The organism is Vibrio neptunius (assembly GCA_019339365.1).
GTDB classification, from domain to species: domain Bacteria; phylum Pseudomonadota; class Gammaproteobacteria; order Enterobacterales; family Vibrionaceae; genus Vibrio; species Vibrio neptunius.
Genome location: CP079859.1, coordinates 1,885,491 through 1,905,186, shown reverse-complemented (window position 1 = coordinate 1,905,186; position 19,696 = coordinate 1,885,491). Strand labels below are relative to the sequence as shown.

Here is a 19,696-nt window from a genome sequence, read left to right as displayed (position 1 = left end):
GTGTTTATCGGATGGCCAAGTTAACGAGTATGAAACTTTATTCCTCTCATACAAGACAGAGAAGATGACTCGCCCTTAGTGAGTTATTGCTTCCTGTCCCAGTCAACCACCTTTCCATTTTCAAGCGTCACCTTAAAGCGCTGGGGATGCAAAGACACCGAGGAAATACGGCCACTTCGAGCTGGCTCGTATTGCAATACTTTCGTTTGGCCGTCATCTTGCAAACAATGAGCAGGCTGCCCAATCGCATCCAATAGTTGCTCTTCAGTCTGACCTTGCCAAATCATTCGCATCAACAATTTTTCAACCAATTCTTTGTCATTATATTTGTTCATTAACTGCTTGCGCAGTTTCTCCGTGACGTAGCTACTCAATGCATAGAGAACGATTAGGCTAAGGATAAAAGCGATAACACCAAAAAAGAACTTCATATCATCCTTGCCACTCTGTCGAGAGCACTGACATTAATACTTTATCGACAAATTGACCGTTGCGAAAACCTGATTGTCGCATCACACCCTCATGTTGATAGCCGGCATTTTCATAAGCTTTAATGGCACCCACATTAACAGCGCTTGCGGTAAGTTGCACTCTGTGCAGACCAAGCGTGTCGATAGCGTAATCCGTTACTCGTTTCGTCACTGCCGTACCGATGCCCTTACCCCAGTCACTTTTTTTCACCAATCAGAATAAAATACTCACCACTGCGATTTAACGTGCTGATACCTGATAGGCCAGCATATCCAATAAGGCGATCACTTGCTTTACAACAGATGCCAAAAGAGACTGTCTTTGTACTCGAGTTAATGGATAAAAGCCATTTTTCTATATCTGATTTGGATTGTGGGTAAGCATATGAAGATAGGCTGTACACCGTGACCTCACGATCACAAGACCACTGATAAAATGTGTCCGCGTCTCCTACATCCAACGAACGTAAATAATAACCATCTAATTCTAATTGCATGATTTTCCTTATAAGCCCTAACTGACACAAAACGCTTTGCGATAACCAGCCCTGTGATCATTTTCTAATAATGCGCGACGTTCCAATTCGATCGTGAGTCTAATTTTCTTTTTTAGGCTGCTATTTTCGTTGTTTTGCATTTGCTAACAAACTAATTGAATCACCCGAAAGCCGCATCACACCATAACCATCTAATCCAACGCCTAGCGAAAATGCCATGCGTTGCGAATCCGTTTTCGTTATCAAACCGTATGTTCGTCACTGTAGATATGGTCTGCGTACCACTTCCCACCAATCTTATACGCTTCCGGTACGACCTTTTTAAGAGAAAATCCGCTCTTGGTCAGTACTTTCTCCGAGCCGATGTTTCCTTGTGTCACTATCGCGTCGAAGGAGTGAATACCTTGCTCTTCGGATGCCCATGTTATTAAGGCTTTTAACGATTCCGACCCCAAACCTTGGCCGTGATAGCGAGGTAAAATCAAATAGCCAACTTCTGCACGACCGTCCGTAATACGAAAGCCAGTCACACCTATTTTTTCACCCGTTTCTTTCAGCGTCATCGTCAAACACAACCAATGCTCTGAACGGTTGTTCCATAGAGGAAGCCGTGACTCAAAACTCTGCTTAATTTCTTCCAATGATGGCTCATCGAAACATAAGTGGATCACCGCAGGGTCTTGATTAAGAGCCTGAAACAACCCCCAGTCATCAGCCGTAATTTGAGCCATTTCCAATCTGTCTGTTTGAATTTTCAACTGCTGATTCTCCTGTGGTCATAAACCGTAACTGTATTAGAAGTGAAGCGCTGTGAGTCTATCTTTGTTCTATCTTGTCACGACGCATTGTGGTTATTGTGTAACCCATTTCTCGGTACTTCCTGCAGCGCTGTTGCAAAAACTCCGGGTACTGGCTCTCTTCAATTTCTTTAAAATTGATTTGTTTATAAAAGTCGGTCACATGTGCGAGAGGCATGCAGTAGGCTGTACGCAAATTTAATACAGGTTCAATGTGCTGAAGAAATTGGCGCCCTAACCCTTGACCTTGAAAATCAGAGGCAATGTACATGCCTCTGAGTATGGTGACATCATGAATAAGTTCTACTTTCACGGCACCGATAATCACCCCGTCATTCAGGCAAATAAACGCTCTTTCTGTCTCCGACCAAGCGCTGTGATACCCCTGCTCTTTGTAGAATTTACCGATCGCTTCCTTCATCGAGTTGTCGGCTTCGATTATTGTCATTTCTACTTCATTTATTATTGTCATTTCTACTTCATTTATTATTGTCATTTCTACTCCATTTATAGTGGCTAACGCCTTTTTATTACAACAAACGAGTTAACCCTCAAACTCCAAGAAAAAAACGCCAAGAGTAAGTCGTCTGACGTAAGTCGTTTGTATCGGCGTCTTTTAACCTGAACTGGTTTCATCGGTCTTGACCAATGTCACGCCATCCACTTCCATCAACCACTGACCTTCTATTAATTGAGGAGGTTTGGACACAACAAAGGTTGTGGTTAAAAAGGAAAACCCCACAACAAAGTCGTCACCAACAAACTCTTTGATTGACGCATTTATCGAAGTGGTTCCTCCACTCTTTAAGCGCTCATAAGCTACCGTACCATCTGCAAGAATTAACAAGTACATTTCTGCACTTTGCCACTCACCAACATAAGAAAGTTTTTCTTCAGGTAGCGGCTTACTGCACCCGGCAAGTGCCAATAAAGCCAGCAAAATTATTAACGGTTTTTTCATCACTTCTCTCGACAGTCTAAGTTTTGTATTTCGCCACCATCTTTTATCATGGACAGTCTTGGTTTTCTGCCGCCTAACCTTCAATCAAGCTAACATAAACCATTAAAAAATAAAGCATATATTACATGCTCGATTTCTGGCGTCCGATAAAAAATGAGCCTGTGTGTTATCGCTTTTTCAACAAAGCGCATTATAGTGGCGAGCGTTGCGTCAGTCTGATGATTAACAGTAATTTATTTCATCTTCTACTGGCATATCAAGCCAGTTTTATATTAAAGGCAGGCTTAAAGGGTTGTATTTGTTAGTTTTTGTTGTTAGCTTGTGCCAATGAAATGTATCTTAATGCTTACTTCATCTTTCTTCTGGTGGCGCTCTAATTAGAGCGGCACTGAATTCTTACATTCTTTAGCTGCTGGAAGGTAGCTAAGTATGTCATCCCTATTTCTATCTCCAGTAGCCCTCTATTTAACTAGGAGACAGAAAAATGTTAAACAAACTGCAGACTGAAACACCGGACATTATTCTAACCGGAGATCGAGCCACTGGCCCATTGCACCTGGGACATTACGTCGGTTCTTTAAAGCCGCGTGTTCACCTTCAAGACATTCATGAGCAGACTATTCTTGTTGCGGATATGCAAGGCCTTACAGACAACGCACATAACCCGAACAAGGTATCTTCGAACATCTTGAATGTGGTTGCAGATTACTTAGCGGTCGGCATCGATCCATCCAAAACAACCATCTGTCTGCAATCCCAACTGCCTGCACTCGCCGAACTCACCATGTACTACAGCAATCTGGTTACTATCAGTCGATTGGAGCGCAACCCAACGGTCAAAAGTGAAATTCACAACAAAGGGTTTGAACGCTCTATTCCGGCCGGTTTTCTTACCTACCCTATATCTCAAGCGGCTGACATCACAGCTTTCAATGCTTCTCTGATTCCCGTGGGTGATGACCAAATACCCATGCTTGAGCAAACCAATGAGATAGTAAGGAAAGTGAACTCTTTAGCTGGCAAAGCTATCTTAAATGAATGCCGCCCCTTACTCAGTAACGCTCCCCGTTTGCCCAGCACAGACGGTAAAAATAAGATGTCTAAGACGATGGGCAACACCATTAATCTTGGTGCCAGTGAAAAAGAGATCTCTGCAGCGGTCAAATCTATGTATACGGACCCCAATCACCTGCGAGTTGAAGATCCGGGTCAAATCGAAGGCAACGTGGTGTTTACCTATCTCGATGCTTTCCATCCAGATCAAGATGAAGTCAAGCGACTCAAACAACAGTATCAGAGCGGCGGACTTGGTGATGGTACGACAAAAAAGATCCTAGAGGAGTGTCTACAAGAAATGCTTAAACCGATCAGAGACAGAAGACAGGAATTTCTGAATGATCGAGCTCAATTGGTGGATGTGCTGCGCAAAGGCAGCCAAGTATCTAGAGAGAAAACACAAAAAGTGCTTTTTGATGTAAAAGATATCTTCGGCCTTAATCTCTTCTGAAAGGCTGGCGTTGTCGATTCAGCATCGACAGATACTCAGACCAGTAGCACTTTTAAGGACAGCGCCTGATTGAGTGGGTTCTGTCCTATTTGTTGCATCTGTTTCAACGGATTCGGGCAATGTCTAGTAGGCCGTTTTCTATATAGAGATTTGATGCGCATGTAGGTGGCCAATTCGCCACAGTTTTGTCGCATTAGCTTTGAATTCAGGAGAGTGGTTTCTACCTTTCTAGTCATAATCTGTTCCAAAGTGTCTGTGCACTATCAACACAGAGCAATCACTTAGAGCCATATCCTAAAAGGCTGCACACCTGTTTTCTCAGTCAAGTCGAACAAAAAACAACCAGACCATATTCATTTATTGTAGCTTTAAGGCAAAATTATTGAGGTAAGTCACAAAAAAAACATCAAAATGTGCTTTTTCTTTTTAACGGCGTTCCTTGAGGTTAGAATCCCGCGCTTTATTCATCAAAAGTATCAATTATATCGATAGTATTGAATCACTGATAGTTTCATCTACCAAACTTCAACATCAAGACTGTGAGCATTGTTTTGGTTTATTTCATATAAAACAAATACTCCCATTGATATGACGAACGATTCCACATCTACGGTATTTTATTTACACCATTACTAAACATTCACAAGGAAAACAATAATGAAGTACTTGATTATTGCCCTGTCCCTATTCGCACTTTCTGGGTGTGGTAGTACGTTAAAGATAACAAAGCCTCAAGAAGATGGCTACTACAACACAGGAACGAAAGTGGCCACTGAATCTATCTTGGTTAACGAAAAAATCGACCTGTCAAAGTACAAATCTCTATTTTTTGCCAAAGTAGACAGGGAAAACATCGAAAAGTATCTCGACTTTTATAAATCATCCATTGAAAACATCGGTTATTTCGATCGTGTTTTGACTCAGTCAGATATGGAGCAGTTAATCTTAACTGAAGGTATTGCAGAAAAAGTGACCAGCGTTTCAGATAACATTGGTTTGTACCATGCTCAAAAACACCTTGGTAAGTTTCTTGTTGGTGAATTAAGTACTAAGCGTAAAGGTGGGTACAACTACGAAGCAGAGCTAAAGGTTTCAGACCCAAGTAACGGAAAAGTGGTTTTTCATGTCAAACATCAGGCCTTTAACTTCGATGGTCTGGATAAGCCCCTATTCTTGCCAATGTACAATGCTTTCATTGATTGGATAAATACAAATTCATAATGGTGTATGGGGTGCTCCGCACCCCGATTTTAAGGAAAAACCGTGTTTCATAAACATGTTATTACCGCATTGTTGGCACTGCTTTTAACCGCTTGCACTAACTATAGTTATGTGAAGGTTGAAAATTCGAGTACCCAACTTTCTGCTAAACTCCCAAAAGCAAGTGTTATTTCTCCAAGTCAATATGATTACTACCCATATATTTTTCGAGAACTAGATGTATTTGACGATATCTCTGAAGGTTACACTAATAATGGATTAGAGATTCGCGTACAAAGAAGTTCTTCCCCAAAAATCGTGGCGTCACTTTTACGTCGTTCATTATTTCTGCCGCCACTTTTTTTGTGGTCCCGTCTATAGGCCAATTTCAAGAAACCTTGGATTTTTCGGTCTATGAGGACGGTAAGTTTATAGATTCCTACAATTATTCGGCAACCAAGTATATGACTGTATGGCTCTTTAACTCCCCTAACCCTCTAGATGAAACCACCATTTCCAAACAAATGGACACTGAACTCTCTAAACAGTTTACCCAAGCTTTATACAACGACATTAAAGAAAAAAAGAGAGCAAAAGCCTACACCATAAATGGTAAGTGTAACCCTCCCTGTTTTAGTGTTTGCCTGAGCGAATAAACTCCAGTTCAACTGTGTTCTCTTCCGTCCACTAAGCCAGAGTGGTTGAGATAAATTCAGGGCCATTATCCATGCGAAGCTTACTGGGTGAACCCTCGCCAGGCAATAATGCGCTCCAGCACTCTGATAATGCGTTGTGCTAGCAGGTTTAAATCCACTTCAATCGCCAGCACCTCACGGTTAAAATCGTCTACGACGTTGAACGTACGAAAGCGCCTGCCACAGAGCAATGCGTCACTCATGAAGTCGACCAGCAACTGTTGATCGACTCTGGGCATGCCAGTGGCGCTTAGATAGACGCTTTTTGCCCTTGCGCCGTAGGTTTAGTTTGAGCGAACAGTACACTCGATGGACTCGTTTATGATTCCATCGGTGTCCCCAGCGCCTAAGTACTTTAAATAATTTGCCAAATCCGTATGCTGAATACCGCTCTGTTGCCTCCTGCAACTTAGCGATAACCTCATCATCTCGATAAGGGTCTGGTCGGTAGCGATAGACTGAGTCGCTAATGCCAACTGCGCGGCAGGCTATTCGCAAACTGACCTGATAGTGTTTGCGAGCGTAATCGACAGGCTCGCGCTTAACCGCTGGCTTTACAGCTTTTTCCAGAATATCTTTAACGATACGGTGCTCGAGGCTGAGGTCGGCAAACGTTTGCTTGAGCCTCCAGTTCTCATCCTCGAGCTCTTTAAGCCGTTTAACATCTGACGCTTCCATCCCACCGTGCTTCGACTTCCTTCAGGATCTTTACGATTTGCGTTTCTGTGTAGCGTGATTTTTTAATCATGCGTTCTCTGTTTGTTTCAGTGTAAACGGAAAAACTCTAATTGCTAATGACCAGTTTTTTGGGGAGGGTTACAGCTGCATCTGTTTCAACGGGTTTGGGAATAACAAGGGGTAACATTTGGGTTTGATTCGGTTTAATTCTTTAAGGCACAATAAATTAGGTAACCAAACACCGAAAAATAGGAAGCGATTAAAATGTACGAGTTCTTAGTTGGCCTTGAAGTATCGAACAATGACGTTTACTCCGAGTATCGAGCGGCTATGAAGCCTATTCTTAGGTCATTCGGTGGCAGTTTTGGCTTTGACTTTATGGTTTCTGATGTTCTGCTGTCTGAAGTTGATGAACCTATTAATCGAGTCTTTACGATCCGATTTCCTAATCAAGAAGCCGCGCAAAATTTCTTTGCAGATAGTGAGTATTTGAAAGTCAAAGCTCAATACTTTGATGCGTCTGTATCCCACACAACCATCATAGCCAGTTATGAAAAAACCACTTAGCAATCCCATGATTTCAAACACACAACCTTTACCATCGAGACCCAAAGGGTATATACATAGTTTTATCTTGTTCAAAGTGTTGAAGCCTTCATGACGCTCAAAGAAATTCTTCAAATCCGTAATGTCCGCAGCTTCTTAATCTTTCGCAGCAGTTACTTTGCGCGTTTTTACTACCCAGTATTCACCCTACTTTATCTCGATTATGGCTTAACTCTGTCACAGTTTGCGATGCTTAACGTCGTTTGGGCCGCGACCATTGTTTTAGCTGAAGTCCCATCTGGCGCTTTTGCTGATACCTTGGGGCGGAAAAAGCTGGTGGTGCTCTCTTCAGTGGTCATGTTTATAGAGATCGCCATGATCGCTTTTGTGCCCACAGGGAACCCAACGATTGTTTTCTTTGTGTTTTTGATTAATCGAGTGTTGAGTGGCTTGGCGATGGCATTGGCGAGTGGCGCCGACGAGGCTTTGGCTTACGACACGCTCAAAGAACAAGGTAAAGAAGACGTCTGGCCGCAAGTGCTGCAGATCCAGCTGCGTATTTCCTCTAGTGTAGGGATTCTGGTAACCCTAATTGGCGCAGCCATGTATGACGTGAACTTTATGGCGTCGGTATTTAACGTCTTTGGACTAGACGCCCCAGAAAAGACGCAAGACATCATGCGTATTCCTGTCTATGCCACCCTGTTCGTTGCGCTTATCGCCTTTTATGCCGCAATAAATATGGAAGAAGACAACAGTGCATTGCCAGTGCACGACAATAAATTTGCCACCACAATCGCCAGCCTCAAATTAACGTTGAATACGGGTAAGTGGGTGCTTTCCACTCCTTACGTGCTATTCATATTGCTCTACTACAGCTTGTTTGAGCATACATCGCGGATGTTCTTAACCATGAACAGCCAATACTATCGCGCCATAGATATTCCGATTATCTATTTCGGCTTCATCGGCGCGGGGATAAGCGTCTTGCAAATCTTATTGGCTGGGCAAAGTCGTAAACTAGCGGAACGAATCGCCGCCAAAAGGTTCATTGCGATCATGGGTTTAGCAAGCATGGCAACGTATTATTGGATCAGCCTAGGGTGGTCAATCTATGGGGTAATCCCTGCCCTGTTACTCATCTTTATTATCATGACGATGAACATCTTCATCAGTTATCACCTCAATAAAAAGACTGAGTCTCACAACAGAGCAACGGTGTTGAGTTTCAAAGGTTTAGTGTTCAACTTAGGATACGGCTCAATCGGCATTTTGTACGCCTACTACTATAAGCTGGTGTCTCAGAATTATACCGAGCAGGAGATAGAACAGCACGTCGACTTCATCGCCTCACTCTCTTCATTTTTCTATTACTTTACGTTTCTGTTCATTACAATCAGCGCTTTTTTCTATATCAAACATAGGAAGCAGGCAATTTTCTGAAAAGGAATATAACGCGCAGCCTCGGCTTAAAACTTTGATAAGTTCGTTTGAGCAAGATTATTTGATGTAGGAATCCAACACTTTCAACACGATCTCCATATCTACTCTCTTGGGATTCTGTGGTGAGATGACACCGATGATTTATGACAGTTGCGATAAATTCATATTAAACATTATTCATATGTGATTCATATCCTATCCTTTTGAATCACATGCTTTAAAGTTGGCCCACCTCTATCAACTTTATCAATCGGGTCAATGAAACGGACACTAGTTTGGGTCGTATTGCATGGATTTGCCATGCTGTTTGTTCTGATCAACCTTTTCACAGGCTTTCGCATCGCAACAGTGAGCTATCCGCACTGGCTTTTCTTCTCAGTGTGGCTTCCTCAAGGGCAATTGCATTCCATCCATATCTATTCCGGTATTGCGTTAAGTGCTTTAACGCTCTCATATTGTATTTACCGTTGGAGGCTCAAGCCGAGTGTTAAATCGAGCCCGCATCGAGGCATCAACGCATTTAATAAACGCTTTATTAAAGTCAGCTACGTGCTCTTCCCTACATTAATTGTGACTGGATGGTTACTGCTTGGCGGTTACGCCGGTGATGCAAGCAAGCTGCACTTCTATCTTGCACACGGAGCGCTGCTTTACCTGTTTCTTCATGCTGGTGGCTACTTTGTTCAATATGGTGTAACGGTATTCGTCTCCCTCTTTTCCACTCAAGTCACTGGACCTGAAATACGCCAAATACTGGTGGTTTTAACCCTTACCTGTGTCCCTTGGATGGGGCTATTTTTGACTTCCTCTTCTACTCTCACCGCCACCACTTTACCACCGGATCAGGTTATCAGTATTGATGGTATTGCCGACGAGCACATTTGGAAAAATACACCATCGACCTATGTAGAAACCCATGGTGGGGAAGGGTTTGAAAATGGCTATACTCGCATCGGCATCAAAGCGCTCCACAACCAGCAGGATATTTTCTTCCACATCACTTGGGATGACCCCACCGAGAGCCTAAATCACCTCCCTCTGGTTAAAACAGACAAAGGTTGGCAAGTCCAAGAAGACGGCTTTTATCGCTTCGACGAAAAGCGATTCTATGAAGACAAACTGGCAATAATGCTCTCCAATACCTGTAACCTAGGCGCTGATGGTACAGCCCATCTTGGGCCTAAACCCTTAGAGGGAAAACCGGCCAATTGGCACGGCAAAGGTTATCACTATTCGCCAGATAACAGCCTTCGTGATCTATGGCATTGGAAGGCTGTACGAACCAATGCCATGTATCAGGCGGATGACAATTCGTTCACTACTCCTCAGCAAGTTGACCCCGCTAAGAGGCGCTATACCGCTGGCTATATCACTGATGGTAAAGAGTCCGGCGCTTACGTAATGAACTGGCAGTGGTATTCACCCCATGGCGTCACGCCTAAACGTCTGCCTAACTCAAATCTAACCAGCTCTTTTTCGTCTATTAACCAGTCTACGCGTTACGCTCCCTACCTGAGCTGGCATGACACCATGGCTTACACACAACACGTTGACCAGTCCCCCTCAAGACGATCCTTCCTTCGGTATTACACAACTCTAATCAGTTTGAAGGGGACCGGGGGATGTCCGTGCCTTTGGACGATGGAACAATGGAGTATGGTCACTCGAAATCGCTCGAAGATTAGAAACAGGCTCAGTTCAAGATATTGCAATACGCGATGGCGTGTGTCTTTGGGTAGCCGCGTTTGATCATTCACAAATAGCACATACGCGACACGCGCAAGGCATTCGCTTGGCATTTGAGGCAGCACAATGATCAAACGCTTGTCGATTCTGGTTGCTTTGATCACAAGTTTAGTGGTCATCGCTTACCTTCACCCCATTCAACCCGATAACCCCCAATCATCAAGGTGGCAAAAAATAACCATGAGTGGACAACCGCTCGATATCTGGCAGGGGCCTTGGAACTGCGTGTTGGATAAGCAAACCGGATTGCTCTGGGAAGTAAAGACTGACTCTGAAAATATCCATGACTCTTACTGGTCTTACTCATGGTTTGACGGGGAGCGAGGAGTCCCAGATCGCGGCGATTGCTTTTTTAACGAGGGTCGCTGCGACAGCTTCGACCATGTCACTCGAACCAACGCTGAATCCTTATGTGGCCGCAATGATTGGCGGGTCCCAACGACAGACGAGCTCACTACGCTGATTAACCTCTCGGTGCCCAATGGACAAGCCAAAATCAGCAGCGGATTTTTCCCGAGGGTGCGCAAAGGCGATTACTGGTCATCTGACCATTCCATTCCTTTGCACGGCTTCTATGCTCGTTTGGGTGATGGGGCCAACGCTGTTGACTTTCGCGATGGGCAAGTGAAAACCCTTCCCTATCGCAATGCCGCCTTTTTAATTTTGGTCACTCAATGGGAGTGAACCCGTCATGAGCGTTCCCCCTGTAGCAGGTGCGCACTTAAGCACGTTAGTCGAATTTTCATGGTCAGTTTAGGCCGACTCTAACCCATAACCTATGGACTTAATTATGATTCGAAGGATTGCAACACTGTCACTTTTAGCCATAACCGGGCTCACCTGTTTGAATGCGGGAGCCGCAACACAATATCATCGAGTAGTCTGGGACAGCGACCCTGCGCGAGAAGCGGTGATTGGTTTCTCGCCAAACGGTGAGAGTGAACAACCCTATGTGCAATACGGCACCTCAACAGATGAAACGACATGGCTGACCAAACAACCTAGCTACAACCACGTGTTCGGCGGTGATTTACTCAGCTATTTTGTCAGACTGGAGAATCTAACACCGGATTCACCGGTTTACTATCGTGTCTGTGACCAGCAAGGTTGTGGAGAACGTTTTTGGTTCCGTACCGCTCCGATTGATAACAGTGAGTTTGTTATGATCGCTGGAGGCGATACACGCACAGGGTGGACCAACCGAAGAATGGGAAATCAGCTCGTCGCGAAAGTTCGTCCTTTATTCATACTTCACGGCGGCGACTACACCAGCCAAAACAGCGCGTCACAAATGGCTCAGTACTTAGAGGATTGGGCATTGACCTTTTCCAGTGACCAGATTGACGGCATAGCGTACAAGCGTACCTACCCATTTATTCCTACCCATGGCAATCATGAAGACTACGATTACTCAACACTATGTAAGGTGTTTGGAGTCGATGCTGATGGTAATGGTGAGTGTAATCCTTTTGATACCTACAACGTTGTTAACATTTCACCATTACTTCGCGTCTATACACTGAACAGCCAATTTCGCAAAAGTGGATGGTCAAGCTACGCTTCTCAAATGAACCAGTGGCTTGAACAAGATTTAGCCACTCATGGCACTCAAAACGTCTGGCGCGTTGCCCAGTATCACAGGCCGATGTTTCCTCACGTGTCATCCAAGTCAGACAGCCCAGATCTGTTTAACTGGTGGGCAAACTTGTTTTACCAACACGGTATGAATCTGGTTGTGGAATCTGACAGCCACTTGACCAAAGCCACCCGAGAACTAAAACCAGACGGCAGCGGCTTTGTTACTTCGCCAAGCGGAGGCACAGTCTACATCGGTGAAGGCAGTTGGGGGCGGCAGCCCGATCAGCGAATGATCCTAAAAGCTGGACCTTAGACGCGGCCAGTATTCAACAAGTGAAGGTCATCCAAGTGTTGCCAGACACGATGACGGTCCGAACAGCGCAGTTTGACGCTTCAGCCTCCACGCTAACAAGAGAAGACAGACAAGCGGATAGGCTTCGTTTACCCGAAAACGTCAACTGGTGGTCACTCAATGAAGTTGGAGAAACGATGGATCTGGTTCAGTCATCAGATGGTCTCTCAATACTGAAGAACCAAAACCCCGGGCCATCTCCTTCATTTATTCGCTTACCTGTGACGCAAGATGTTTTTGTCGCACAATCACAGCCAGATACTAACTTTGATGGACACCAAGATGGCTTGCTAGCCGACGCCTCTGATTCTGCTTATGGCCGTACCATGAGTCTGATGGCGTTTGACATTTCATCAATCCCCACGTGTGTCGATATAGCTGGCGTTAAGCTTGAATTGCAAGTCACTAACAAATCTTATGGCGCGTATGGCGTTCATATTGCAGAAGAGGCTTGGACCGACTCATCGGCGACTTGGAATTCAGTCGGTGGTGAACAAATCGCCGCAAGAACACTGACCCAATTCACTCCTTCATCAACGGGCAAGTTTGATGTTGATTTAACCGACAGCCACCTACTCGATTTGTGGGCTCATGATGGCAATTTTGGCATCGTCGTCGCTTCATCAGGTACAACCGACGGCCTCGACTTTAACTCAAGTGAAACAGGTACACCACCAGCCCTGGTTGTTAGCTATCACGAACGTAAAGACTGTGAGGCTCCCGTTAACTCGCTATCGCTACCAACCAGTGACGATACTTTTATCGCCTCGAGTAAATCTTCGGAAAACTTCAACAACCATTCGGACGGTTTGCTTGCTGACTTGCTTGATAGCAAATATGGCAAAACCAATACGTTGATGAAGTTTGATGTCTCTGTTTTACCTGAAGTTGCTGAGATTGACTCAGTGGTACTAGCCTTACACGTGACCAACGCTTCGACTGGCGATTTCGAATTGTATCGCGTCAGCCAAAGTTGGAATGAGCAGACGGCGACTTGGCAATCGGTTTACGATAACGGTGGTTCTAGCGACTATCTGACCACCTTCTCGCCTAAAGAGAAAGGTGTTTACCGTATCGACCTAACCCATTCAGGCTTACTTCAATCATGGTTAAACGGAGAAAACACTGGGCTTATCATTGTACCTAAGAGCCTGAACGGCCTTGATATCAGTTCTCGTGAACTGGGAATGGGGCCTGTATTAACCATTACTTATCACTAGCAACTACGAATAGAAAATCTCAATCTGGGCGACAGGTTCAAAGCCCAGATTGAGTATTTGGATCACTATTCTACGCTAACCCCTTGCTCAATTATCTGCTGGCTGTCGATATGGCCTGCCGCTTTATGAGCAGCCACTTCTATTTGCGCCAGATCAGCGTCGGTTTGAATAGAGAGATATTGGTGGCCTTTGAAGTCCAAGTCGAAATACCGAGCGGTCAGAACAAATGGCTCAATAAAACACGATGGACACGTAGATTGATAACCTGTAGAAATGACCGACATGCTTTTTCCCGCCCAACGTCGACCCAAAGGCTTGTCGTTCTCTGTCAAGTCCGACAACCTGTCAAAAAACACTTTCATTTGAGCTGACATCGAATACCAGTACACAGGGGACGCCCAAACTATATGGTCTGCGTCGACCAATGTACGCATTAACTCAAGAAAATCATCGGATTCGTTGCGGTGTTCGTAGTCGTAATATGTGATGCCATAATCTGACAAGTCAAACACGCGGCCCCCAGAAGCCGCAGCAACCACTTCAGCGAATTGACGTGTATTGCCATCTGCCTTTGATGAGCCAAGTACAATCGCTATTCGCCTATCCTGACCTCGTTTGGTATGTTCTAAATTAGCCATTATGCCTCCCAAACCTGACGCTGCAATACCACGCGGTAACCATCGATATCTTCATAAGTCCATCCAACGTTTTCCCAATATGGGTTAAATGAAGCGACTCGGTGAAACCCCGCCTCCACCATGTTTTGGCAACAGCTCTGCCAATGACTTTCATCAGGTACGTAAAATACCAGCAAGTTATCTAGACTAGGTGCAGGTTCTACATGACTGCCGTGATGGTGTGTGAATTCTAAGTGATAGGGGTGAGCTGGATGACCAATGATACTTCCGCTAAAGCCTTCGTGGTCAGTAAAACTAGCCAATAGTTCAAAGCCTAAGCCCTTGATATACATATTGGTGAGAACATCAAGTTCGTTAGTCGGTCGAGCAACGCGCAATATTGAGTTCCTTGGGATCATAATAGCTCCTTGTCAAGATCCTGAGTTTAGCGATAGCCCATATCTGGGTATCACCAAAGCGAAGAAAACACAGGATAAAACCTCAACTTAAGTCGAGGTCAACAGTCACTATAGGAGTTTTTGGTCTCCATTATGGGAGCAATCCGCTCAGCAATCGTCAATATGATCACTGAGCTTAGAAGAGGTTAAGATTTCGCTGACTGTGGCTGAGCGGCAGGAGAAGAGGATGTTTTCCAAGACAAGGCGATACAAGCGACAACAATGATCCCCCACCCAAAATAGTCATCCAACTCGGTATTTCCTGCCAGAATAAAACGCCCCATAGCACATTAAAAACTAAGCCTATGTATCGAGTCGCTGCCACGACAGCAGCATTCTCATGCGTAAAGGCTTTGGTTAAAAAGATCTGTCCAATCAAAGACACCACCCCAATTGCCACTAGGTAAACCCATTCAATCCCTTGCGGAACAACAAAATCATCTTTCATTAGATAGGCAGAAACCAGCATGGCCGTCATCAGAAAGTAAAACACAATTTCATACGTATGATGCCGCTTACTCAAATGACGAATGGTGATAGACGCACCAGCAGCAAACAGCGCACTGGCAATACCAGCCAAAGCAAATACATTAAACGACGTGTAATCAAAAGGATTGATGACCAAAGCAACACCGAACATGACTAAAGGCAGTAACCATCGGGCTTTATCTGGGAGGCGTTCCCCCAACACTAGGCTGGACAACACGATCACAAAAAACGGCGACAAGTAGGCCAGAATCGCGGCATCAGCGAGCGGTATATGAGTAATGGTGTAGACAAAAGCCAGCAAATAGAAGGCTCCGAGAAGCCCCCGCAAAACCAGTAACGGAACGCCAACCGTCGAGAACGCAACCTTGGCTTGCCACATTAACCCCAATATCATAGTCGTACCTATTGCGCTGCGGAAAAAGACGATTTCCGCACTCGGTATGGTTAGGCTAGCGGCCTTGATTAGTGCATTCATTATACTGAATATCAACGCTGAAAATATGGCAAGAGCCACACCTTTATTCATGATTGTCTCCTGACAACAGGGCCAACCACTGAAGACTCTGAGTCTCGTGGCAATGGCTTGATTCTAAAAAATGGTTGGGGATCTGACGATGGCACAGCCACTGCTCAAATTCATCTAAGAGGCGACTGACCGTTGGCAAAGCAAGCCCAACATAGTGAGCTAACGCTCTAACCCAATACAATGCGTGAATATCTTCACTGGGGATCCGTGGCCAACTTTCGTGCTCAAGATCGCCCCTAGCAAACGGAACGGCTGAAAAATCAAAATATCGCCCTTGTTCATCCGGGACAGAAAATGGGTCGATCAAAATGGCACTGTAACGTACGTAAAGCCGATACTCCTGCTCGATAGGTTGACAGTCAGCAAAGGTATCGATGTCATGTCGCGATAACGTTTCTTCGTGCACAGGGTAGTTGTCGTCATTAAGAAACTGTAACAAGTTAAATGGTACCCCACCCAACTGGCGCATCAGTAATGACAGATCCTGCCATAACCCCACCATGGTTTTCATTGTCGCTGGCGTAATCGGCCCCTCAGGAAAAAGCTTATACATGTACTTAGTTTCATCACTGGACCCAAAAATATGGTCAAGTGAAAAAGGCGTCAAAAAGAAGGCTGGGTGGACATATAATGTAATGTTTCTCCCTTCAACACTGTAGCCACTTTCTAGCCTTTTGACGTCAGTGCCCACCTTAATTAACGCCTCACTAAGCGCTAAAAAAGCCCCCTTACTACCCTGACTGACATGAGCATAAATGCGTTTCTTCACTGCCTTGGTCAGCACGTTCACTGTCGACGAATCGGTGTCGAACTTTGTCGCCGCATAGTAGTTAGAAAAGACCACTATATTTGGATTCAAACCCCGCTCAGCAAAATACCCTTGTGTCATTTTATGCCCACCGACCCAAGAGGAAAGCAAGACGACGTCTCGCACAGATTGCAAACACCCAATCGGCAACGACAGTAATACAGACGCCAACGCGTATGAAGGTGTGGCAATCACCAAGGTATCCCACTCGCCCTCAAGTGTGAGTAAATCATCAAAAACCTCATCAAACATCACTGTTCTAGCAAGGGGGCAAGATTGGATTTGGCGACATTGACGCACGCTGCCTGTTTGTCTTTCAACAAATGGCCATGGCGTTGCCAGCGAGCAGACGGACGGCTGGCAATGCCGATGTGTGTGGCCTGATCCTGAAGTAAGGCCGCTGTTTGAATTCCAGCGGGGCCAGCCCCGACAATGAGCAAACGCCCTATTGCTTTTGTCATATTAGGATCTCTCCATCAAAACAGTGTCATAGACAGCCGCTGAATTTCGGATATGTTGGGTTTCCCAACCATCCATCAATTCAGGGTTGAATGGATAATTGAACGCTGACTTGAGACCATTTCCAAACCGCACTAATACTCTATGCTCTGGATTCAGATGCGGCTTAATCTTATTGAGCAGTTCCCATTTGTGCTCGACTAACGAAGCCACCACAATATGAGTTGGCTTAAAGGTCTGGAATTCGGTCACTATGTCCTTGGAGCCAAACGAGGTTGGTAAAGAGGCTCGGTCTAACTGATTAGCCATCGTAACGGCTTGCTCATCGATATCGATACCATGCACCGCCGCCCCTGTTAGTTGCGCGATAGTGAGTGCGGACAATGGATATGACCCAGACCCGACAAATAGCACGCGTGAGTCTGGTGCAATGCCTGCCTTATCAAGTTCGATATGTGTGTTTTCGGATAACTGACTCAAGTATTCGCTCACATTAAGTTGGTGTGTCTGGGCACATTGCGACTGATGTTTTTCCAGTAGACACAGGGCTTTTATCGCCGTTTCACGCAAACGTTTAACTTGACGATCATGTTCAGGATGATGGCCAATTTCGTCACTCAAATGTTGAGTGGTCTCGGTTAAAATCCAAGCGCAAAGCTCGTCCAATTTGTCCTGCAGTAGTGCAAAGCATTCACAACTTTCAACACTGTATTGCGTTAATGTATCGATTTGTGATTCAAACGTCGAAATAGCCACCAGCAATTGATAGTGGCGATGCGTCATCGTCATAATTTTTCCTTATAGAATTCAATTTTTTGGCAGCAAGCGAACAGGCGTTACATAGGCATGACCTTGGCTGCAATGCCCCACGTCTACTTCGACTTGATAAACACGGCTTAACGTTCTTTCGCTTAAGACTTCACCGGGTGTCCCTTGACGTTGAACACACCCCTTGTCGAGTAACACAAGGTGATCACAGTAGCGAGCAGCCATCGACAAGTCGTGCAGCACCGCGACGGTGATGCATTGCTGCTGTTGAGTGTAGTCTCTCGCCAGATCCAAAACCTGAACTTGGTGTTTGAGATCAAGCGCGCTGGTGGGTTCATCGAGCAATAAAACTGATGGCCTTCCAACCAAAGCTTGAGCTAACGAAACTAATTGCTGCTGTCCCCCACTGAGGTGGCAGAAAGATCGTGTTGCGAGTTGAACTAATCCCAATTCACGTAATATGGATTCTGCAAGATGTTCCTGTTCATCGGTAATACGCCAATTGAGTTGGTGCACCAATCCGAGTAAAACAACTTCAATGACGGTCAGTTGACTCGACGATTTGTTCAATTGGCATAAATAAGAATAGGCCGTGCGAGGAAGAGCGTTGCCGTGAGTATCTAGACCACGAACTTGCCCTTTACTTGGGACTAACCCCATCATAGCTTTCAGTAAGGTCGTTTTTCCTGCGCCATTTGGGCCCAATATGGCCGCAAACTCGCCGCCTTTAAATGCCGCATCAATGTTGTCGAGGATCGATTTGCGACCAATATGAACCGATAGCTGATGTAGAGAAAGGCTTGTCATAGTCCACCTCGACGTTGCAGCAACAGATAAAGTAGAAATGGCACACCGACCAGTGAGGTGATGATTCCAATCGGAAGTATCGTCCCCGGAACAATCAACTTAGCGACCAATGAAGAGACACACAGTAACAATGCGCCCATCAATGTAGATAGAGGCAAGTACAGGCGCTGATCTTCACCAACTAACAATCGTGACAGATGCGGAGCGACTAAACCGATAAAACCAATGGTGCCGACAAAAGAAACCGCACCCGCTGTTAACAGCGAGCAGAGCAAGAACATCTGCAACCTAAGCTGGCCTGTATTAATGCCAAGCGCCTGTGCACGTTCTTCACCCGACGATAGTGCAGTAAGCGCCCAAACTTTAGGCAGCGCAACCCCGAGCCCAATCAGTAAAATGCTCCCCGAGACAGCGAACGACAACCATGTTGCTTTAAGCAAACTGCCAAAGAGCCAAAACACTATCTGTTGTAGCACTTCTGGTGAAGCAAGGTATTGCACCAAAGATTGCAGGGCTTGAAAGAAAAACAACACCACTATCCCTGCTAATATCAATACTTTCGCGTCCATGTTGCGTGCTCGACCAATCAAATAGATCGCTAAACTTGCTAAAGCAGAAGTGACAAATGCCGCGACAGGAACACCAAGCCATGCGATACCAAAGATCGAAAAGCCACATAGCAAGGCCATAGCTGCACCAAATCCAGCCGCGGCCGAGATGCCTAAGGTGTAAGGGCTAGCAAGCGGGTTAGCCAATAAAGTTTGCATCAACCCGCCAGCCAATCCGAGGGAAGCACCCACCACAAGGCACGTTAATGTGACAGGTAACCTCAGGTGCCAGACAATGGTCGTCGATAAGGTTTGTCCTTCCGGCCCGCCTAATAAGGCCTCAAAAACACGGCCAAGACTAATCCAAGAAGCCCCTGTGCTGATATCAAAGATCATGGCGACAATAACAGCAAATGCGGCTAAACCAATCGCACGACGTCGACTCCGCTGCAATCGGCTATAGAGACCTGCGCCCTCCTTATTAAAATCGCTCGGATTCGGCGCAGTTTGGTTGTGATAATTCATG

General features: G+C 45.3%; 17 protein-coding genes and 4 pseudogenes. 8 read left to right on the top strand and 13 right to left on the bottom strand.

Annotated features, from left to right (window positions below; translation table 11 throughout):
- Positions 1 to 83: 83 nt before the first annotated feature.
- The 5 genes and pseudogenes from KW548_09105 to KW548_09085 all read right to left on the bottom strand — a co-directional run bounded on the left by KW548_09105 (position 84) and on the right by KW548_09085 (position 2,725).
- Positions 84 to 431, bottom strand: coding sequence for a hypothetical protein (locus tag KW548_09105; GenBank protein QXX05417.1), 348 nt, complete (start codon positions 429 to 431; stop codon positions 84 to 86).
- A 1-nt stretch (position 432) separates the two neighbouring features.
- Positions 433 to 967 (bottom strand): annotated as a pseudogene (locus tag KW548_09100) (GNAT family N-acetyltransferase).
- 242 nt (positions 968 to 1,209) lie between these two features.
- Entirely contained in the window at positions 1,210 to 1,698 is a 489-nt protein-coding gene (locus KW548_09095; GenBank protein ID QXX08022.1) for a GNAT family N-acetyltransferase, read from the bottom strand.
- A gap of 85 nt (positions 1,699 to 1,783) precedes the next feature.
- Positions 1,784 to 2,212: a GNAT family N-acetyltransferase gene (locus tag KW548_09090; GenBank protein QXX08021.1), complete on the bottom strand. Its 429-nt coding sequence runs from the start codon at positions 2,210 to 2,212 to the stop codon at positions 1,784 to 1,786.
- Between the two features lie 168 nt (positions 2,213 to 2,380).
- On the bottom strand, positions 2,381 to 2,725 hold the full coding sequence (locus KW548_09085; protein ID QXX05416.1) for a lipoprotein: 345 nt from the start codon (positions 2,723 to 2,725) through the stop codon (positions 2,381 to 2,383).
- A 484-nt stretch (positions 2,726 to 3,209) separates the two neighbouring features.
- Here KW548_09085 and trpS point away from each other — a divergent pair, with 484 nt between their 5' ends.
- The 3 genes from trpS (at position 3,210) to KW548_09070 (ending at position 5,813) form a co-directional block, all read left to right on the top strand.
- On the top strand, positions 3,210 to 4,232 hold the full coding sequence (trpS, locus tag KW548_09080) for a tryptophan--tRNA ligase (GenBank protein QXX05415.1): 1,023 nt from the start codon (positions 3,210 to 3,212) through the stop codon (positions 4,230 to 4,232).
- Positions 4,233 to 4,889: 657 nt separating this feature from the next.
- A complete protein-coding gene (locus KW548_09075; protein ID QXX05414.1) occupies positions 4,890 to 5,453 on the top strand; it encodes a hypothetical protein in 564 nt (187 codons plus the stop codon).
- Positions 5,454 to 5,495: 42 nt separating this feature from the next.
- Entirely contained in the window at positions 5,496 to 5,813 is a 318-nt protein-coding gene (locus tag KW548_09070; GenBank protein ID QXX05413.1) for a hypothetical protein, read from the top strand.
- 309 nt (positions 5,814 to 6,122) lie between these two features.
- Here KW548_09070 and KW548_09065 read toward each other — a convergent pair.
- Positions 6,123 to 6,872: pseudogene (locus KW548_09065) on the bottom strand (IS3 family transposase).
- A gap of 197 nt (positions 6,873 to 7,069) precedes the next feature.
- Here KW548_09065 and KW548_09060 point away from each other — a divergent pair.
- From KW548_09060 to KW548_09040, 5 genes and pseudogenes are all read left to right on the top strand, one after another.
- Entirely contained in the window at positions 7,070 to 7,372 is a 303-nt protein-coding gene (locus tag KW548_09060) for a DUF1330 domain-containing protein (GenBank protein QXX05412.1), read from the top strand.
- A gap of 90 nt (positions 7,373 to 7,462) precedes the next feature.
- Positions 7,463 to 8,794 carry an MFS transporter gene (locus tag KW548_09055; GenBank protein ID QXX05411.1) on the top strand — a complete coding sequence of 444 codons (1,332 nt, stop codon included), beginning with the start codon at positions 7,463 to 7,465 and terminating at the stop codon, positions 8,792 to 8,794.
- 258 nt (positions 8,795 to 9,052) lie between these two features.
- Positions 9,053 to 10,543, top strand: coding sequence for a hypothetical protein (locus tag KW548_09050; GenBank protein ID QXX05410.1), 1,491 nt, complete (start codon positions 9,053 to 9,055; stop codon positions 10,541 to 10,543).
- 63 nt (positions 10,544 to 10,606) lie between these two features.
- Positions 10,607 to 11,224, top strand: coding sequence for a DUF1566 domain-containing protein (locus tag KW548_09045; protein ID QXX05409.1), 618 nt, complete (start codon positions 10,607 to 10,609; stop codon positions 11,222 to 11,224).
- A gap of 106 nt (positions 11,225 to 11,330) precedes the next feature.
- A pseudogene (locus tag KW548_09040) lies at positions 11,331 to 13,690 on the top strand (DNRLRE domain-containing protein).
- A gap of 65 nt (positions 13,691 to 13,755) precedes the next feature.
- Here the strand turns inward: KW548_09040 and KW548_09035 are convergent.
- The 7 genes and pseudogenes from KW548_09035 to KW548_09005 form a co-directional block, all read right to left on the bottom strand.
- Complete coding sequence (locus tag KW548_09035; GenBank protein ID QXX05408.1) at positions 13,756 to 14,328, bottom strand: NAD(P)H-dependent oxidoreductase; 573 nt, start codon at positions 14,326 to 14,328, stop codon at positions 13,756 to 13,758.
- Positions 14,328 to 14,726 carry a VOC family protein gene (locus tag KW548_09030; protein QXX05407.1) on the bottom strand — a complete coding sequence of 133 codons (399 nt, stop codon included), beginning with the start codon at positions 14,724 to 14,726 and terminating at the stop codon, positions 14,328 to 14,330. The genes KW548_09035 and KW548_09030 overlap by 1 nt, the downstream gene beginning before the upstream one ends.
- Positions 14,727 to 14,901: 175 nt before the next feature.
- Positions 14,902 to 15,780, bottom strand: coding sequence for a DMT family transporter (locus tag KW548_09025; protein QXX05406.1), 879 nt, complete (start codon positions 15,778 to 15,780; stop codon positions 14,902 to 14,904).
- A pseudogene (locus KW548_09020) lies at positions 15,773 to 17,049 on the bottom strand (opine metallophore biosynthesis dehydrogenase). Before KW548_09020 ends, KW548_09025 begins: the two are co-directional and overlap by 8 nt.
- A gap of 1 nt (position 17,050) precedes the next feature.
- Positions 17,051 to 17,836 (bottom strand): hypothetical protein, encoded by a 786-nt coding sequence (locus KW548_09015; protein ID QXX05405.1) that lies wholly within the window; start codon positions 17,834 to 17,836, stop codon positions 17,051 to 17,053.
- Between the two features lie 18 nt (positions 17,837 to 17,854).
- Positions 17,855 to 18,622 (bottom strand): ABC transporter ATP-binding protein, encoded by a 768-nt coding sequence (locus KW548_09010; GenBank protein QXX05404.1) that lies wholly within the window; start codon positions 18,620 to 18,622, stop codon positions 17,855 to 17,857.
- Positions 18,619 to 19,695 carry an iron ABC transporter permease gene (locus KW548_09005; GenBank protein QXX05403.1) on the bottom strand — a complete coding sequence of 359 codons (1,077 nt, stop codon included), beginning with the start codon at positions 19,693 to 19,695 and terminating at the stop codon, positions 18,619 to 18,621. The genes KW548_09010 and KW548_09005 overlap by 4 nt, the downstream gene beginning before the upstream one ends.
- Between the last annotated feature and the right edge of the window lies 1 nt (position 19,696).

Coding starts and splice junctions, on each gene's coding strand:
- KW548_09105 (QXX05417.1), bottom strand. CDS start 431: ATGAAGTTCTTTTTTGGTGTTATCGCTTTTATCCTTAGCCTAATCGTT.
- KW548_09095 (QXX08022.1), bottom strand. CDS start 1,698: ATGGCTCAAATTACGGCTGATGACTGGGGGTTGTTTCAGGCTCTTAAT.
- KW548_09090 (QXX08021.1), bottom strand. CDS start 2,212: ATGACAATAATCGAAGCCGACAACTCGATGAAGGAAGCGATCGGTAAA.
- KW548_09085 (QXX05416.1), bottom strand. CDS start 2,725: ATGAAAAAACCGTTAATAATTTTGCTGGCTTTATTGGCACTTGCCGGG.
- trpS (QXX05415.1), top strand. CDS start 3,210: ATGTTAAACAAACTGCAGACTGAAACACCGGACATTATTCTAACCGGA.
- KW548_09075 (QXX05414.1), top strand. CDS start 4,890: ATGAAGTACTTGATTATTGCCCTGTCCCTATTCGCACTTTCTGGGTGT.
- KW548_09060 (QXX05412.1), top strand. CDS start 7,070: ATGTACGAGTTCTTAGTTGGCCTTGAAGTATCGAACAATGACGTTTAC.
- KW548_09055 (QXX05411.1), top strand. CDS start 7,463: ATGACGCTCAAAGAAATTCTTCAAATCCGTAATGTCCGCAGCTTCTTA.
- KW548_09050 (QXX05410.1), top strand. CDS start 9,053: ATGAAACGGACACTAGTTTGGGTCGTATTGCATGGATTTGCCATGCTG.
- KW548_09045 (QXX05409.1), top strand. CDS start 10,607: ATGATCAAACGCTTGTCGATTCTGGTTGCTTTGATCACAAGTTTAGTG.
- KW548_09035 (QXX05408.1), bottom strand. CDS start 14,328: ATGGCTAATTTAGAACATACCAAACGAGGTCAGGATAGGCGAATAGCG.
- KW548_09030 (QXX05407.1), bottom strand. CDS start 14,726: ATGATCCCAAGGAACTCAATATTGCGCGTTGCTCGACCGACTAACGAA.
- KW548_09025 (QXX05406.1), bottom strand. CDS start 15,780: ATGAATAAAGGTGTGGCTCTTGCCATATTTTCAGCGTTGATATTCAGT.
- KW548_09015 (QXX05405.1), bottom strand. CDS start 17,836: ATGACGATGACGCATCGCCACTATCAATTGCTGGTGGCTATTTCGACG.
- KW548_09010 (QXX05404.1), bottom strand. CDS start 18,622: ATGACAAGCCTTTCTCTACATCAGCTATCGGTTCATATTGGTCGCAAA.
- KW548_09005 (QXX05403.1), bottom strand. CDS start 19,695: ATGAATTATCACAACCAAACTGCGCCGAATCCGAGCGATTTTAATAAG.